Origin of the sequence: Leclercia sp. LSNIH3 (assembly GCF_002935105.1) — a bacterium.
Lineage (GTDB): Bacteria > Pseudomonadota > Gammaproteobacteria > Enterobacterales > Enterobacteriaceae > Enterobacter > Enterobacter adecarboxylatus.
This window is the reverse complement of the sequence record NZ_CP026387.1, coordinates 2,524,661-2,540,138: the sequence shown is the minus strand read 5'-3', so window position 1 is coordinate 2,540,138 and position 15,478 is coordinate 2,524,661. Positions and strand designations below refer to the sequence as shown.

At 56.4% G+C, this 15,478-nt stretch carries 15 protein-coding genes; 6 read left to right on the top strand and 9 right to left on the bottom strand.

Annotation, left to right across the window (positions count from 1 at the left end; translation table 11 throughout):
- Window positions 1-31: 31 nt before the first annotated feature.
- The 5 genes from C3F35_RS12265 to cpxP form a co-directional block, all read right to left on the bottom strand.
- Window positions 32-796 carry a CDP-diacylglycerol diphosphatase gene (locus tag C3F35_RS12265; RefSeq protein WP_103793409.1) on the bottom strand — a complete coding sequence of 255 codons (765 nt, stop codon included), beginning with the start codon at window positions 794-796 and terminating at the stop codon, window positions 32-34.
- Window positions 797-901: 105 nt separating this feature from the next.
- Complete coding sequence (locus tag C3F35_RS12260) at window positions 902-1,891, bottom strand: sulfate ABC transporter substrate-binding protein (RefSeq protein ID WP_032615306.1); 990 nt, start codon at window positions 1,889-1,891, stop codon at window positions 902-904.
- A gap of 203 nt (window positions 1,892-2,094) precedes the next feature.
- Window positions 2,095-3,057, bottom strand: a complete 963-nt coding sequence (pfkA, locus tag C3F35_RS12255) for a 6-phosphofructokinase (RefSeq protein ID WP_032615307.1) — start codon at window positions 3,055-3,057, stop codon at window positions 2,095-2,097.
- A gap of 164 nt (window positions 3,058-3,221) precedes the next feature.
- Window positions 3,222-4,136 carry a CDF family cation-efflux transporter FieF gene (fieF, locus tag C3F35_RS12250; protein WP_103793408.1) on the bottom strand — a complete coding sequence of 305 codons (915 nt, stop codon included), beginning with the start codon at window positions 4,134-4,136 and terminating at the stop codon, window positions 3,222-3,224.
- A gap of 152 nt (window positions 4,137-4,288) precedes the next feature.
- Entirely contained in the window at window positions 4,289-4,789 is a 501-nt protein-coding gene (gene cpxP, locus C3F35_RS12245; RefSeq protein ID WP_032615311.1) for a cell-envelope stress modulator CpxP, read from the bottom strand.
- Between the two features lie 150 nt (window positions 4,790-4,939).
- On the opposite strand from cpxP, the gene cpxR reads away from it, so the two are divergent.
- Together cpxR and cpxA are read left to right on the top strand one after the other, a co-directional pair.
- Window positions 4,940-5,638: an envelope stress response regulator transcription factor CpxR gene (cpxR, locus tag C3F35_RS12240; protein ID WP_032615313.1), complete on the top strand. Its 699-nt coding sequence runs from the start codon at window positions 4,940-4,942 to the stop codon at window positions 5,636-5,638.
- On the top strand, window positions 5,635-7,008 hold the full coding sequence (gene cpxA, locus C3F35_RS12235; RefSeq protein WP_032615315.1) for an envelope stress sensor histidine kinase CpxA: 1,374 nt from the start codon (window positions 5,635-5,637) through the stop codon (window positions 7,006-7,008). Before cpxR ends, cpxA begins: the two co-directional genes overlap by 4 nt.
- Window positions 7,009-7,109: 101 nt before the next feature.
- Here cpxA and yiiM read toward each other — a convergent pair whose 3' ends face one another.
- The 4 genes from yiiM to rhaS (C3F35_RS12215) form a co-directional block, all read right to left on the bottom strand.
- Complete coding sequence (yiiM, locus tag C3F35_RS12230; RefSeq protein WP_103793407.1) at window positions 7,110-7,784, bottom strand: 6-hydroxyaminopurine reductase; 675 nt, start codon at window positions 7,782-7,784, stop codon at window positions 7,110-7,112.
- Window positions 7,785-7,860: 76 nt separating this feature from the next.
- A complete protein-coding gene (sodA, locus tag C3F35_RS12225; RefSeq protein ID WP_032615319.1) occupies window positions 7,861-8,481 on the bottom strand; it encodes a superoxide dismutase [Mn] in 621 nt (206 codons plus the stop codon).
- Between the two features lie 185 nt (window positions 8,482-8,666).
- Window positions 8,667-9,515 carry an HTH-type transcriptional activator RhaR gene (rhaR, locus tag C3F35_RS12220; protein WP_032615321.1) on the bottom strand — a complete coding sequence of 283 codons (849 nt, stop codon included), beginning with the start codon at window positions 9,513-9,515 and terminating at the stop codon, window positions 8,667-8,669.
- Window positions 9,516-9,588: 73 nt separating this feature from the next.
- Window positions 9,589-10,425 (bottom strand): HTH-type transcriptional activator RhaS, encoded by an 837-nt coding sequence (gene rhaS / locus C3F35_RS12215; protein WP_032615322.1) that lies wholly within the window; start codon window positions 10,423-10,425, stop codon window positions 9,589-9,591.
- Window positions 10,426-10,725: 300 nt separating this feature from the next.
- On the opposite strand from rhaS (C3F35_RS12215), the gene rhaB reads away from it, so the two are divergent.
- The 4 genes from rhaB to rhaS (C3F35_RS12190) all read left to right on the top strand — a co-directional run bounded on the left by rhaB (window position 10,726) and on the right by rhaS (C3F35_RS12190) (window position 15,474).
- Complete coding sequence (rhaB, locus tag C3F35_RS12205) at window positions 10,726-12,195, top strand: rhamnulokinase (RefSeq protein WP_077226897.1); 1,470 nt, start codon at window positions 10,726-10,728, stop codon at window positions 12,193-12,195.
- Window positions 12,192-13,451 carry an L-rhamnose isomerase gene (gene rhaA, locus C3F35_RS12200; protein ID WP_032615326.1) on the top strand — a complete coding sequence of 420 codons (1,260 nt, stop codon included), beginning with the start codon at window positions 12,192-12,194 and terminating at the stop codon, window positions 13,449-13,451. Before rhaB ends, rhaA begins: the two co-directional genes overlap by 4 nt.
- Window positions 13,452-13,571: 120 nt before the next feature.
- A complete protein-coding gene (gene rhaD / locus C3F35_RS12195) occupies window positions 13,572-14,402 on the top strand; it encodes a rhamnulose-1-phosphate aldolase (RefSeq protein ID WP_103793405.1) in 831 nt (276 codons plus the stop codon).
- 85 nt (window positions 14,403-14,487) lie between these two features.
- Window positions 14,488-15,474 carry a rhamnose ABC transporter substrate-binding protein gene (gene rhaS, locus C3F35_RS12190; protein WP_032615332.1) on the top strand — a complete coding sequence of 329 codons (987 nt, stop codon included), beginning with the start codon at window positions 14,488-14,490 and terminating at the stop codon, window positions 15,472-15,474.
- Window positions 15,475-15,478 lie beyond the last annotated feature (4 nt).

Genomic DNA, 15,478 nt, shown 5'->3' with positions numbered 1-15,478 from the left:
AGTCTAAGGCGGCAGGCAGCGCGAGTAAACGCTATTTATGGTAGGGATCATGCAGGATATCGCATTGATGATCCTGCAATTCCTCAGCGGACGCGAGGTTAAGCGCCAAAAGATTGCGCTCGGTCGCCAGCAGGACAAACGAGCCGTCTGACTGCTGCGCCATCGCCATCCCGTAGCGTCCCATATGCTTGCGCGCATCGGGAACCTCTTCAGCCAGCATCATGAACGGGCTGCGTTTCACCAGCTCCGCTTCCGTCACCCGACGCGCCAGATACTCGTGCCCTTCCAGCCCACCCGGAAACGGCCGCCACTGGGTGCCCACCTGGGCCTGGTGCGCATTCAATTTTTCGCGTACGTCCGGGCGCAGGCAGGAGATATGGATATGCAGATGATTTTGCGTGCGTCCGAGCCGCGAATTAATGATCAGCGACACCGCGCTATTGGGGATTTCCGCGCCATGCTTCATGCGCATAAACCCGCGCGCCTGCCATGCCAGCCAGAAGAAGTTGGGGGTATGCGCCTTTGTCAGTAACGGACTTTCGGTTCCGTTAATACGGTACGTCGGCATCAGCAAATATTGCAGCGGGCCGTTGCGATCCTTGAAGACCACGTAGCCTGCATCGGGCTTCACCTGGACACAGGGAGCGGGATTGCGGTGTTGCAGCTGTCCGGGCAGACACTGGTCGAGAACAATATGGCGTAACGCATCAGGATGACCGACAGACTTTAGCCAGACAACGACGATGACCATCGTCACCACCACCAGTGCCAGGAGGAGTAAAGCCGCTTTTTTCATGATGCGTTCCCTGTATTCGATTCAACCAGAAGCGTAACGCACTTTGATGACAAACAAAAAAGCCCGACAGTATGATGCTGTCGGGCTTGCAAACACTATGGCTAATTAACGCTTGCTGATCTGATCGAAAGTTCCGCCATTAGCGAAGTGATCTTTCTGCGCTTTGGTCCAGCCGCCGAATACTTCATCGATGGTGAACAGCTTCAGTTTCGGGAACTCCTTCTCATATTTCTTCGCCACCGCTTCATCACGTGGACGGTAGAAATTCTTCGCGGCAATCTCCTGGCCTTCCGGGGTGTAAAGGTACTTCAGGTAGGCTTCCGCCACGGCCTGGGTGCCTTTCTTATTCGTCACTTTATCGACCACAGAGACGGTTGGCTCAGCCAGAATTGATTCGCTTGGGGTGACGATTTCAAACTTGTCTTTACCCAGCTCGTTAGTCGCCAGCAGCGCTTCGTTTTCCCACGCAATCAGCACATCGCCAATGCCACGTTCAACGAAAGTATTGGTTGAACCGCGCGCGCCAGAGTCCAGCACTTCAACGTTTTTAAACAGCGACTTCACGAAATCCTGGGCTTTAGCCTGGTCGCCATTGTTGTGGTGCAGGGCGTAGCCCCAGGCTGCCAGGTAGTTCCAGCGAGCGCCGCCAGAGCTTTTCGGGTTCGGGGTGATCACCGACACGCCCGGCTTAACCAGGTCGTTCCAGTCGTGGATCTGTTTCGGGTTGCCTTTACGTACAAGGAAAACGATGGTGGAGGTGTATGGCGCAGAGTTGTCTGGCAGACGTTTGATCCAGTTTTTATCGATACGACCACGTTCTGCGATAGCGTCCACGTCGTAGGCCAGGGCCAGCGTCACCACATCGGCTTCGATACCGTTAATGACCGAGGTCGCCTGCTTACCGGAGCCGCCGTGCGACTGACGGATCACCACGTTGTCGCCGGTTTCCTGCTTCCAGTGTGCGGCAAACGCTTTGTTGTACTGCTCGTACAGTTCACGCGTCGGATCGTAAGACACGTTCAGCAGCTGGATATCCTTTGCCAGAACGCTGGTCGATGCCAGCAATAAAGTTAACCCCACGCCCCATTTGTTCATCGTCCCACTCTCTTGAAGTTGTGTTTAATGGTTGCAGCGTGCCAGAAAGCTGACCAATGATTAAAGAATAAAAAAAGATTGGCTATAACGTAGAGGAATAAAAATCAGGCAATAGACTTTAAAAAGCCGGGTGGTGGCTAAACCCTACCCGGCCTGGAGTCACGGTGTGGGCTGATGTCCTCAACCCGGCAACGATCGGCTGATTAATACAGCTTTTTCGCGCAATCCATCCAGTCACCTTTAAACGGACGCTTCATATTTTCGATAGCGTCAATGATGTCGTGGTGAACCAGTTTTTCGTTCTGAATGCCGACGCAACGGCCGCCAAAGCCCTGCTGCAGCAGTTCAATCGCGTACGCACCCATACGGGAGGCCAAAATACGGTCGTAAGGACCCGGGGAGCCGCCGCGCTGGATGTGACCGAGAACGGTCGCGCGGGTTTCGCGTTTGGTTTCGGTTTCGATGTATTTCGCCAGCTCGTCAACGTCACAGATGTGCTCGGTGATTGCCACGATGGCGTGTTTCTTACCTTTCGCGATACCGGCTTTGATTTCGTTAACCAAATCTTCACGGCTGAATTCCACTTCTGGAACCACCACGAACTCACAGCCGCCCGCAATCGCCGCCGCCAGAGTCAGGTCGCCACAGTAGCGGCCCATCACTTCAACGATGGAAATACGCTGGTGAGAAGAAGAGGTGTCGCGCAGGCGGTCAATGGCTTCAACCACGGTGCCCAGAGCAGTGAAGTAACCGATGGTGTAGTCAGTACCTTTGATGTCGTTGTCGATGGTGCCTGGCAGGCCAATGCACGGGAAGCCCATTTCGGTCAGGCGTTTTGCACCCATATAGGAACCGTCACCACCGATAACCACCAGCGCGTCGAGGCCGCGTTTTTTCATGTTCTCGATAGCCACTTCACGGATGCGTTCGTCACGGAATTCCGGGAAACGTGCGGAACCCAGGAAGGTACCGCCGCGGTTAATCATGTCGGAAACACTGTAGCGATCGAGCTGCACCATGCGATCTTCATACAGGCCCAGATAACCGTCATAGATACCAAAAACTTCCAGACCTTCCGTCAACGCAGCACGAACTACACCGCGAATTGCTGCGTTCATGCCGGGCGCATCACCGCCGCTTGTCAACACACCGATTTTCTTAATCATGACTACCTCTGAACTTAGGAATGCAAAAATGAAATCTGTTGCCGGAAGACTTCTGACGACCAACGAATACTGCAAATAGTATATCAATCACTTCCAGCTGAATTGATTCAGGTCAGGCCATATGGCGGTTATTTTTCCACAAAATGCTAGCCTGGTTCACTTTTTTACAACGAATTACGAAAGCTCAAATGTCCATTGCCTGGCTTAGGTACGACTGAGCAGGGATCCTGGTGAATAATGACATCTGACCCCGGGAAACGCTGCAAAATCGCCTGCTCAACCTGCTCAGCCACCAGATGTGCCTGAACCAGCGGCAGGTTATCTTCCATTTCTAAATGAATCTGAATAAAGCGGGTCGGCCCTGACTGCCGCGTGCGAAGATCGTGAGCGCCACTGACGCCTGGCCAGGAGGTCACAATTTCGAAGATTTCATGCCGTTCTGCGTCTGGCAATGCGCGATCGAGCAGTGATTGCACCGCATCGTACCCCATGCGCAACGCACTGTATAAAATATAAAAGCCAATCCCTAACGCAAATAGCGCATCGGCCCGGTGCCAGCCATACCAGGCCAGACCGAGCGCGATCAGGATCGCGCCGTTCATCATAACATCAGACTGATAATGAAGCATATCGGCCCGTATCGCCTGACTTTGCGTTTTACGCACAACCCAGCGCTGGAACGTTACAAGAACCAATGTGCTTATAAGCGCTATTACCGTCACCACCACGCCCACGCCGGGATCTTTCATTGGCGTCGGGGTATACAGGTGCTGAATGCCGGTCAAAAAGAGGAACAGCGCCGAACCGGAAATAAACATGCTTTGCGCCAGCGCCGCCAGCGACTCCGCTTTGCCGTGGCCAAAGGTATGCTCTTCATCCGCTGGCTGCAGCGAGTAACGCACGACCAACAGGTTAGTGAGCGAGGCGGCAATATCGACCAGCGAATCGACTAGCGCTGCCAGAATACTGACGGAACCGGTGTACCACCACGCGAAAATTTTAATGATTAACAGGCACGACGCCATGATCGTCGCAGCAAGTGCGGCCCGGCTTACCAGCCGTCCATAGGATTGATTCATAAACACTCCTGTCACGCTATGCCGCTAGTATAACGGATGCAGGGGCGTCAATAAGATGAATAAACGGTTAACGAAATTTAATGACGGGCAAAAAAAACCCCCACATCATGTGGGGGAAGACAGGGATGGTGTCTATGGCAAGGAAAACAGGGTTACTGGTTACTACGGGTATTGCTACTAAAAAGCGTCGATTCAGCGTTCTTCTGCATCCGTGCAACCTCGCGCAACTGATCCATACGTTGCTGGTGTTTCTGGTTCAAAACCGCTTGCTGCTCGGGCGTTAGCAGGTGAAACATCTGGTTGCGGACCTTAGCCATTTCGACCTGTCGGGCAACCTGTTCCTGCGCCATTTTGTTTGCCTGAGCGCGCACAGCGTTTTCATCAAAATTTTCTGCGGTGACAAGGCGATGCATTGTCTCCATTTCGCTAACATTAACAGGGGGCTGATCATGACGAGCCCGCTGCATGAGATCTCGCATCTGCTGACGCTGATGTTCGGTTAAACTTATGCCGTCGAACATATGGCCCTGGGCACTCTGCTGCGCGATGCCCTCCACTGAGAGACGGTTATCGCCGGTGATGACTCCAGCAGCCTGGCTAAATGCACTAAACGCCAGCGTTGAGGCCATGACAGCAGCGGTAACTTTGCGCATCACTTACTCCCAAAATCTTTCGTGTCGCGATTCAACGAGAGACAGTCTACGATTCAGGCTGCAAACATGCGTCAGGGGGTGTAAAACAACGTAAAGTCATGGATTAGATAGCCTTGATGACGTAATTTCTGCCTCGGAGGTATTTAAACAATGAATAAAATCCTGTTAGTTGATGATGACCGAGAGCTGACATCCCTTTTAAAGGAGTTGCTCGACATGGAAGGCTTTGACGTGTCGGTAGCCCACGACGGGGAGCAGGCGCTGAGTCAACTCGACGATAGCATCGACTTGCTTTTGCTCGACGTCATGATGCCGAAGAAGAACGGCATCGACACCCTTAAAGAGCTGCGCCAGACGCACCAGACCCCAGTAATTATGCTGACCGCGCGCGGTAGCGAACTCGATCGTGTACTTGGCCTTGAGCTGGGTGCCGATGACTATCTGCCTAAACCGTTTAACGACCGTGAGCTGGTGGCACGTATTCGGGCGATCCTGCGCCGTTCCCACTGGAGCGAGCAGCAGCAAAACACCGACAGCGGTTCGCCAACCCTTGAAGTCGACTCCCTGAGCCTGAATCCAGGCCGCCAGGAAGCCAGCTTCGACGGCCAGGCGCTGGAACTCACCGGCACCGAATTCACACTGCTTTATCTGCTGGCGCAGCATCTGGGCCAGGTGGTATCCCGTGAGCATCTGAGCCAGGAAGTGCTGGGTAAACGCCTGACGCCGTTCGACCGGGCAATTGATATGCACATCTCCAACCTGCGCCGCAAATTACCGGAGCGCAAGGATGGTCATCCGTGGTTTAAAACCCTGCGTGGACGCGGCTATCTGATGGTGTCCGCTTCATGATAGGCAGCTTAACCGCCCGCATCTTCGCCATCTTCTGGCTGACGCTGGCACTGGTTTTAATGCTGGTTTTGATGTTACCCAAACTCGACTCACGCCAGATGACGGAGCTTCTCGATAGCGAGCAACGTCAGGGTGTGATGATCGAGCAGCACGTAGAAGCAGAGCTGGCCATCGATCCGCCCAATGATTTGATGTGGTGGCGCAGGTTGTTTCGCGCTATCGAAAAATGGGCGCCGCCGGGACAACGCTTGCTGCTGGTGACCAGCGAAGGCCGCGTAATCGGGGCAGACCGCAATGAAATGCAGATTATCCGCAACTTCATTGGCCAGGCGGATAACGCCGATCATCCGCAAAAGAAAAAATATGGTCGGGTAGAGATGGTGGGGCCATTCTCCGTCAATGACGGGGAGGATAACTATCAGCTCTACCTGATTCGCCCGGCGAGCAACTCCCAGTCCGATTTTATCAACCTGCTATTTGACCGCCCGCTGCTGCTGCTGATTGTTACCATGCTGGTGAGTTCACCGCTGCTGCTGTGGCTGGCGTGGAGCCTGGCGAAACCCGCACGTAAGTTAAAAAACGCCGCGGATGAAGTGGCGCAGGGCAACCTGCGACAGCACCCGGAGCTGGAAGCCGGGCCACAGGAGTTCCTGGCGGCAGGGGCCAGCTTCAACCAGATGGTGGCGGCGCTTGAGCGGATGATGACCACCCAGCAGCGTCTGCTCTCTGATATTTCCCATGAGCTGCGCACCCCGCTGACGCGTCTGCAACTGGGCACCGCCCTGCTGCGCCGCCGTAGCGGAGAGAGCAAAGAGCTGGAGCGTATCGAAACCGAAGCGCATCGTCTGGACAGCATGATCAATGACCTGTTGGTCATGTCCCGCAATCAGCAGAAAAACGCGCTGGTCAGCGAGACGGTGAAAGCCAATCACCTGTGGCATGAGGTGCTGGATAACGCGGCATTCGAAGCGGAGCAGATGGGGAAATCCTTCACCGTCAACTTCCCGCCAGGCCCATGGCCGCTGTACGGTAACCCCAACACGCTGGAAAGCGCGCTGGAGAATATCGTACGTAACGCCCTGCGCTATTCGCATACCAAAATCGAGGTGGCGTTCTCGGTGGACAAAGACGGCATCACCATCAACGTTGATGACGATGGCCCTGGCGTCAGCCCGGAAGATCGCGAGCAGATTTTCCGTCCGTTCTACCGTACCGACGAGGCGCGTGACCGTGAATCCGGCGGCACCGGGCTGGGTCTGGCGATTGTCGAAACCGCGATGCAGCAGCACCGTGGCTGGGTGAAAGCCGATGACAGCCCACTGGGCGGCTTGCGATTAACGCTCTGGCTACCGTTGCACAAGCGTTCTTAGTTTTACGCTGACTCTATGTTGCAAGCCCGGTAAGCGCAGCGCTACCGGGCAGTAACAGGCGCAGAGGCAAAAAGCCGGGTGGAGACTCCGTCTTACCCGGCTTACTTCCCCCACAATCTCCGCGAATTATCTTCGATCTTGTTGCTAAGTCGCCGCTTCTGCATGGTTCTGGTCCAGCTGGTGGATAACCCCGCCGCCGACAGCAGACGGTGATATTGCTCATCATCAAACGGCATATGCCAGGCGATTGCACAGGCGTCATACACCGACACATCGCTCAGGCGAGAGACCAGCGTCAGCGGCGCATCCGTTTCGACCTTCCCTGCCAAAATCACCCGATACAGCCAGCCGGTTTTCCCGGCATTTTGCATCTGCGTAGCGATATCGCTGATACCGAAGTGGAAGTTGAGCTTGAAGCAGGGAGACCGCGGCTGAGTGACCTGGATCAGGGCCTCGCCCCAGCGAAAGATATCCCCGATAAAGACGTTCTTCTCGGTCAGCCCTTCGGTTGACAGGTTTTCGCCATATGCCGGGGCGACAAAAAGCCCGGCCTGGTCAGGGTATTCGCTGGCCCAGAATGCATAGTGCTCGCGCGGATAGTGGCACAGCGCCCGATCCGGCCCGCCGTGGATTTTCTTTTCCGCCTGCTCATCGCCCACCAGCCCTTTTTCGGTGAGGGAGAGTTCGCCGTCAACCTGCAGTTTAGCAATCGCGCTCGGGCGGCTGCCTTCATAATCCTTTATTTTTCCGATAAATACGTTAACGGGATAATTCATCGCGGCTCCTTACGCAGATTGTGGGTATAAAAAAAGCGAGTCATCAGACTCGCTTCTCACAGACGGCTTTGCAACCTTATTTTTTAGCGGCGAAACGTGCTGCTGCTTCGTCCCAGTTCACCACGTCCCAGAAGGCTTTGATGTAGTCCGGGCGACGGTTCTGGAATTTCAGGTAGTAAGCGTGTTCCCACACGTCCAGGCCCACGATTGGGAAACCGGATGCGCCAGAGATAGCTTCACCCATCAGCGGGGAGTCCTGGTTAGCAGTGGAAACCACAGCCAGTTTGTCGCCTTTCAGTACCAGCCACGCCCAGCCAGAGCCGAAACGGGTAGCAGCGGCTTTTTCAAACTCAGCTTTGAAGTTATCAACGGAGCCGAAGTCGCGCTCGATAGCGGCTTTCAGGTCGCCCTGCAGGGTGGTGCCGGTTTTCAGGCCTTTCCAGAAGAAGCTGTGGTTAGCGTGGCCGCCAGCGTTGTTACGCAGAACGGTTTTCTTGTCAGCTGGCAGTTGATCCAGTTTGGTGATCAGCTCTTCAGCAGGCAGGCTAGCGAATTCTGGCAGGCTTTCCAGCGCCGCATTGGCGTTGTTAACGTACGTCTGGTGGTGTTTGGTGTGATGGATCTCCATCGTCTGCTTGTCGAAATGCGGCTCAAGGGCGTCGTAAGCGTACGGCAGGGATGGCAGGGTATAGCTCATAATCATCTCCATTATTGTCGGGCGGCAAACGTGTTAATGCCGCGTAAGCAGTTGGTTCATTATAGTTAATTAAATGATATTGAAAATGTTTATCAATGCCGTAGTTTTAATAAGGTTATAACTTTTCGTTATGTGACTGATCTGGCGGGGCGTGCGGTGATGCGCAGGGGGGAGCAAACAATCTATTACGCGGCGTTATGGCTGCGGTGTCGCCACTGAACCGGGGTCATCCCCACTTCACGGTTAAACACCACCGAAAAGTAGTTACTGTCCTCAAAGCCGCACTGCATGGCGACTTCGCTGACCAGCAACTCGGTATGTTGCAGTAGATACTGCGCATGGCAGATCCGCAGTTGGCGCAGGTAGTGGTTTACCGTCATGCCGGTCTGGGTGCGGAACTGCTGGCGCAGGGCACGCTCGCTGCACTGCTCCTGCTCGCAAAACTTTTCCAGCACAAAGCTGCGGTTCAGGCTGCCCGCCAGGGCGGTGATCAGCTTATCCAGCAGCGCTTCCGGCTCGCTGGCGGCCGGATTATCCGGGGCGTAACGGTAGCGTTTGAGCATGATCGTCAGCTGAGCAAACAGCAGCTCGGCCATATCGAATGCGTGGGGATCGGTCTTCAGGCTCTCCTGCTCCAGTTGCGTAATCACCGGGCGCACCTGCGTCATGCCGTTGCTGCCCAGCCGCCAGTGCGGGGTGTTGCCCGCTTTGAGGAAACCAGGGATGTTGGCCGCCCAGTCGACGTTGAGCTTCAGTCGGTCGGGGCAGTAGATGATGTTCTGAAGTACCAGATCGTTGACCGAGGCGTAGGAGTGTTTGTCTTCCGCACGGATGTAAAACAGGTCGCCCCGGGTGATGCGGTAAGGGCGATCGTTGAGGACATGCAGGCCATTACCGCGCCACACCAGCACCAGTTCGCCAAAATCGTGAGTATGTTCGGCAAAGACATTTTGCGGATAGCGGTCCGCCACCGCGACGGCCTGCGCGGTGGAGGCAAAAAAATCAGCTCTGCGAAGAATCAACTGTCCGGCCACATCACAACCTCAACGGTGAATAACCTGACATTATTACCCGCTTTGCGGCAGTAAAACGGTGATTTTCCTCGCGTTACTGAAGCATCGCATCCCGGCCCTGGCGAATGTCGCGCGGGGACCAGTCAAATTCCCGGCGAAACAGGGTCGAAAAGTGGTTACTGTCGCCAAAACCGCAGCGATAGGCGATATCGGTAACGCTCTCGTCAGTATGGCGCAGCAGATGGCGCGCTTTGATTAAGCGCAGCCGGTTGAGATAACGCTGGGGCGTCAGCCCGGTATGCTGCTTCAGCTGGCGATGCAGCGTGCGCAGCGACAGGGAAAAGTTATCTGCCAGCGTCTCCCAGCAGACATCTTCGGCGAAGTGATCTTCCAGCCACGCCATCAACTGGTTGAGCCGCGCGTCGTTATCCGCCGCCCCGTCCACCAGACTGCCACGACGCAGCAACACCAGCAGCTGCATAAACAGGATCTCGCGGCTGGCGAGGGCGTGGGTAGTCTGCCCCTCTTCGGACTGCTCCATCTGGCTGACCAGCTGGCGCACCTGCTGTAGCGTGGCCTGGTTTACCCGCCAGTGCGACGGATAGTGACCGTCCTGCTCCTGAGGCAACAGCTGGTTCAGCCCTGACAGAAACTGGAACGCTTCCGGGGAGCGATACAGCACGTTGGTCAGGCACAGGTTATCGGTATGTTCATACATATGCCGGTCATGGTCGCGTACAAAGCACACCGTGCCGCCGCTGATAGTGTAAGGCTGCCCGTTAAAAACATGGATACCCGTACCGTGCTCCACAATCACAATCTCATGAAAATCATGATGATGTTCTGGAAACGCAGCCTGGGGCAGCCGCGGCTCAATCGCCACAGGCGAGTGGCCTGAAGGGAAAAAATCCACGCTGTGCAGTACGGTCATAACGGGTCACCAGATGATAAAAGTTCTCAAAATAGTAATTTAGGGTTTCCCGGCTGACCTTAAATTTTCGACAGCAAATGGCGCAAAGCCTGTCGCTTTTTCAAGAAAAGGCGGGAAAGATCTGGAAATGCGCCCACCGTCACATCCCCTGAGAGCCGCGCTATTAGCGGAAAATGTGAACTTCCTCACGTTCATCTTTGCTTTCTTGCCAGCGCCTGAAATGCGCTGTCAGTGGTAAGAAGGTCGCCGACGCTTCCCTTTTTTACACTGTCCGGTAATGACTAAAGGAAGGACCGGACCATGACTTTTCGCCATTGTGTGGCTGTCGATCTAGGCGCATCCAGCGGCCGCGTAATGCTGGCGAGCTACCATCGCGAGCAGCGCACCCTTCAGCTGCGCGAAATCCACCGTTTCGTGAACTGCCTGCAAAAACAGGACGGTTTTGACTGCTGGGATATCGACACTCTGGAAGCGGAGATCCGTACCGGGCTAAATAAGGTATGTGAAGAAGGCATTCACATCGACAGCATCGGGATCGACACCTGGGGCGTGGATTACGTCCTGCTGGACGGCAACGGTAACCGCGTTGGCCTGCCGGTCTCGTATCGCGATAGCCGCACCGACGGGGTGATGGCGCATGCGCTGGCGCAGCTCGGGAAAGCCGAAATCTATGGCCGCAGCGGCATTCAGTTTCTGCCATTTAATACTCTGTATCAGCTGCGCGCCCTGGTGGAACAGCAGCCGGAGCTGGTGGCGAACGTCGCCCATGCCCTGCTGATCCCCGACTACTTCAGCTACCGTCTCACCGGCCAGATGAACTGGGAATATACCAACGCCACCACCACCCAGCTGGTAAACATCAATTCCGATTCCTGGGACGAGAACCTGCTCAACTGGACGGGTGCGTCGCGCGACTGGTTTGGCACCCCGACCCATCCGGGCAACGTGATCGGTCACTGGACATGCCCGCAGGAGAACGCTATCCCGGTGGTGGCCGTCGCCAGCCACGACACCGCCAGCGCGGTTATCGCCGCCCCGCTGGCCTCTCAGGATGCGGCCTATCTCTCCTCCGGCACCTGGTCGCTGATGGGCTTTGAGAGCAAAACGCCCTACACCAGCGATACCGCGCTGGCAGCGAATATTACCAACGAAGGCGGCGCCGAAGGCCGCTACCGGGTGCTGAAAAACATAATGGGCTTATGGCTGCTGCAGCGGGTGCTGAAAGAGCAACGCATCAGCGACCTGACCGCCCTGATCGGTGAGGCGGAAACCCTTCCGGCGTGCCGTTTCCTGATCAACCCCAATGACGATCGCTTTATCAACCCGGCCAATATGAGCGCCGAGATCCAGGCCGCCTGCCGCGAGACCGCCCAGCCCGTACCGGAGAGCGCCGCCGACCTGGCGCGCTGCATCTTCGACAGCCTCGCCCTGCTGTATGCCGAGGTGCTGCACGAGCTGGCGACCCTGCGCGGCAAGCCGTTCAGCCAGTTGCACATTGTTGGCGGCGGTTGCCAGAACCATCTGCTCAACCAACTGTGCGCCAACGCCTGCGGCATCACGGTGTTAGCCGGGCCGGTTGAGGCCTCCACTCTCGGCAATATTGGCATCCAGCTGGTGACCCTCGACGAGCTGGCCGACGTGGACCAGTTCCGTCAGGTGGTGACCGGCAATTACGGCCTGACCACTTTTACCCCTCATCCCGATCATGAGATTGCCCGCTACCGCACGCAGTTTCAGCAACAACGACCGACTAAGGAGCTTTGCGCATGACCACTCAACTTGAACAAGCCTGGGAACTGGCTAAACAGCGTTTCGCCGCCGTGGGCGTGGATGTCGAGGAGGCTCTGCGTCAGCTCGACCGTCTGCCCGTCTCTATGCACTGCTGGCAGGGCGATGATGTCGCCGGGTTTGAGAACCCAGGCGGTGCGCTGACCGGCGGCATCCAGGCCACAGGTAACTATCCGGGCAAGGCGCGTAACGCCGCCGAGCTGCGGGCCGATCTGGAGCTGGCCCTGAGCCTGATCCCGGGGCCAAAACGCCTTAACCTGCACGCTATCTATCTGGAGTCCGACACGCCGGTCGATCGCAACGCCATCAAGCCGGAACACTTTAAGAACTGGGTCGAGTGGGCGAAAACCAACAAGCTGGGGCTGGATTTTAACCCTTCCTGCTTCTCGCATCCGTTGAGCGCCGACGGCTTTACCCTCGCCCACGCCGATGACGAAATTCGTCAGTTCTGGATCGACCACGTGAAGGCCAGCCGCCGCGTGTCGGCGTACTTTGGCGAGCAACTGGGCACGCCATCGGTGATGAACATCTGGATCCCGGACGGGATGAAAGACATCACCGTGGACCGCCTCGCCCCGCGTCAGCGTCTGCTGGCGGCGCTGGATGAAGTGATTAGCGAAAAGCTGAACCCGGCGCACCACATCGACGCCGTGGAGAGCAAGCTGTTCGGCATTGGTGCCGAGAGCTACACCGTCGGCTCTAACGAATTCTACATGGGTTACGCCACCAGCCGTCAGACCGCGCTGTGCCTGGACGCCGGCCACTTCCATCCGACAGAAGTGATCTCCGACAAAATTTCAGCCGCCATGCTCTATGTGCCGCACCTGCTGCTGCACGTTAGCCGTCCGGTACGCTGGGACAGCGACCACGTGGTGCTGCTGGATGACGAAACCCAGGCCATCGCCAGCGAGATTATTCGCCATGACCTGTTCGACCGGGTGCACATCGGCCTCGACTTCTTTGATGCCTCCATCAACCGCATCGCGGCCTGGGTTATTGGTACCCGCAACATGAAGAAAGCCCTGCTGCGCGCCCTGCTGGAGCCAACCGCCGAACTGCGTGCGCTGGAAGCCGCGGGCGATTACACCGCGCGTCTGGCGCTGCTGGAGGAGCAAAAATCACTGCCATGGCAGGCGGTATGGGAGATGTACTGCCAGCGCAACGACGCCCCGGCGGGCAGCCAGTGGCTGGATAACGTCCGGGCGTATGAGAAAGAGATTTTGAGCCAACGCGGGTAAGACAACCCTCGTCCTTGCCCTCTCCCTGACGGAGCGGGATCACACCATTCCCTCGCCCCTTTGGGGAGAGGGTCAGGGTGAGGGGAAACCCCACCCCGATTTAACAGGAAATGAAAGACTATGCAGACCATTATCGACGCCTGGTTCGTCCAGGGCATGATTAAAGCCACCTCCGACGCCTGGCTGAAAGGCTGGGACGAGCGCAACGGCGGCAACCTGACGCTGCGCCTGGACGAAGCGGATATCGCCCCGTATGAAGCCGACTTCCACGTCAAACCGCGCTACATCGCCCTGAGCCAGCCGATGCCGCTGCTCGCCAATACGCCGTTTATCGTTACCGGTTCCGGCAAGTTCTTCCGCAACGTCCAGCTTGATCCCACCGCGAATTTAGGGGTGGTAAAAGTGGACAGCGACGGCGCGGGCTACCACATTCTTTGGGGGCTGACTGACGAAGCGGTGCCAACCTCTGAGTTGCCGTCCCACTTCCTCTCCCACTGTGAGCGTATCAAAGTCACCGGCGGGAAAGATCGCGTGATTATGCACTGCCACGCCACCAACCTGATTGCCCTGACCTTCGTGCTGGAGAACAACACCGACGTTATCACCCGTCAGTTGTGGGAAGGCAGCACCGAGTGTCTGGTGGTGTTCCCGGATGGCGTGGGCATTCTGCCGTGGATGGTACCCGGTACGGATGAAATCGGCGAAGCCACGGCGATTCAGATGCAAAAACACTCGCTGGTGCTGTGGCCGTTCCACGGCGTGTTCGGCAGCGGCCCGACGCTTGATGAAACCTTTGGTCTGATCGACACCGCCGAGAAGTCTGCCGAAGTGCTGGTAAAAGTCTATTCGATGGGTGGCATGAAGCAGACCATCACCCGGGAAGAACTGATTGCGCTGGGCAAACGCTTTGGCGTCAACCCGATGCAGTCCGCGTTAGATCTGTACAAATAAGAACATCGCGCCCCGCTCATTGAGACGGGGCGAAGCTACACCTGCAATCCCTACACAAATCACCTCATTAAGTGGAGTAAAAGCAATGAAAATAAAGACAAGCTTGATCCTCACCGTTGCCGCCCTGGCGTTGTCCGGTTCTGCTTTAGCTGAAGTTAAAATCGCCCTGGTGGCGAAATCGTTAGGTAATGGCTTCTTCGAAGCGGCAAACGTGGGTGCCCAGGAGGCAGCCAAAGAGTTAGGTGATGTTAAAGTGATCTATACCGGCCCAACCACCACCACCGCCGAAGCCCAGATCGAAGTGCTGAACGGGTTGATCGCGCAGGGGGTGGATGCGATCGCCATCTCCGCCAACGATCCTGATGCCGTGGTGCCGGTGCTGAAAAAAGCGATGCAGCGCGGGATCAAAGTGGTGTCGTGGGACTCCGGCGTGGCGAAAGCCGGGCGCCAGATCCACCTTAACCCTTCCAATAACGCGCTGATTGGCGAGACTAACGTCAAGCTGGCGGCCGAAGCGCTGAAAGCGCTGAACGTGGAAAAAGGCGATGTGGCGGTATTGAGCGCTACGCCGACCTCCACCAACCAGAACACCTGGATTGCCGAGATGAAAAAGGTGCTGCCACAGTACCCGTCCGTCAATCTGGTGACCGTGGCCTATGGCGACGATCTGTCGGATAAGAGCTACCGCGAAGCGGTCGGCCTGCTGAAAACCTACCCGGATCTGAAAGTGATCGTCTCTCCGTCGTCGGTCGGCATTGTGGCGGCAGCGCAGGCGGTGAAAGATCAGGGCAAGATCGGCAAAGTGTACGTGACCGGCCTCGGCCTGCCATCTGAAATGGCGGGCGCGGTGAAATCCGGTGCCAGTAAGAGCTTCGCCATCTGGAACCCGATCGACCTCGGTTATGCCGCGACTTACTTAGCGGATGATCTGGTGAAAGGCACGGCGACCAAAGAAGAAGCCAGCATGGGCAAACTGGGCAAAGTGAAGCTGGATGCCGACGGCAGCGGCGCAATGGCTGAGCCGTTTGTTTACGATGCCAGCAACATTGATAAGTTCTCAAAAATCTTCTGATTCC

Excerpts from the sequence above, each read along its gene's own strand:
- C3F35_RS12260 (WP_032615306.1), bottom strand. The coding sequence starts at position 1,891 with ATGAACAAATGGGGCGTGGGGTTAACTTTATTGCTGGCATCGACCAGC.
- sodA (WP_032615319.1), bottom strand. The coding sequence starts at position 8,481 with ATGAGCTATACCCTGCCATCCCTGCCGTACGCTTACGACGCCCTTGAG.
- cpxA (WP_032615315.1), top strand. The coding sequence starts at position 5,635 with ATGATAGGCAGCTTAACCGCCCGCATCTTCGCCATCTTCTGGCTGACG.
- yiiM (WP_103793407.1), bottom strand. The coding sequence starts at position 7,784 with ATGAATTATCCCGTTAACGTATTTATCGGAAAAATAAAGGATTATGAA.
- pfkA (WP_032615307.1), bottom strand. The coding sequence starts at position 3,057 with ATGATTAAGAAAATCGGTGTGTTGACAAGCGGCGGTGATGCGCCCGGC.
- cpxP (WP_032615311.1), bottom strand. The coding sequence starts at position 4,789 with ATGCGCAAAGTTACCGCTGCTGTCATGGCCTCAACGCTGGCGTTTAGT.
- cpxR (WP_032615313.1), top strand. The coding sequence starts at position 4,940 with ATGAATAAAATCCTGTTAGTTGATGATGACCGAGAGCTGACATCCCTT.
- rhaD (WP_103793405.1), top strand. The coding sequence starts at position 13,572 with ATGCAGACCATTATCGACGCCTGGTTCGTCCAGGGCATGATTAAAGCC.
- fieF (WP_103793408.1), bottom strand. The coding sequence starts at position 4,136 with ATGAATCAATCCTATGGACGGCTGGTAAGCCGGGCCGCACTTGCTGCG.
- rhaS (WP_032615332.1), top strand. The coding sequence starts at position 14,488 with ATGAAAATAAAGACAAGCTTGATCCTCACCGTTGCCGCCCTGGCGTTG.
- C3F35_RS12265 (WP_103793409.1), bottom strand. The coding sequence starts at position 796 with ATGAAAAAAGCGGCTTTACTCCTCCTGGCACTGGTGGTGGTGACGATG.
- rhaS (WP_032615322.1), bottom strand. The coding sequence starts at position 10,425 with ATGACCGTACTGCACAGCGTGGATTTTTTCCCTTCAGGCCACTCGCCT.
- rhaB (WP_077226897.1), top strand. The coding sequence starts at position 10,726 with ATGACTTTTCGCCATTGTGTGGCTGTCGATCTAGGCGCATCCAGCGGC.
- rhaA (WP_032615326.1), top strand. The coding sequence starts at position 12,192 with ATGACCACTCAACTTGAACAAGCCTGGGAACTGGCTAAACAGCGTTTC.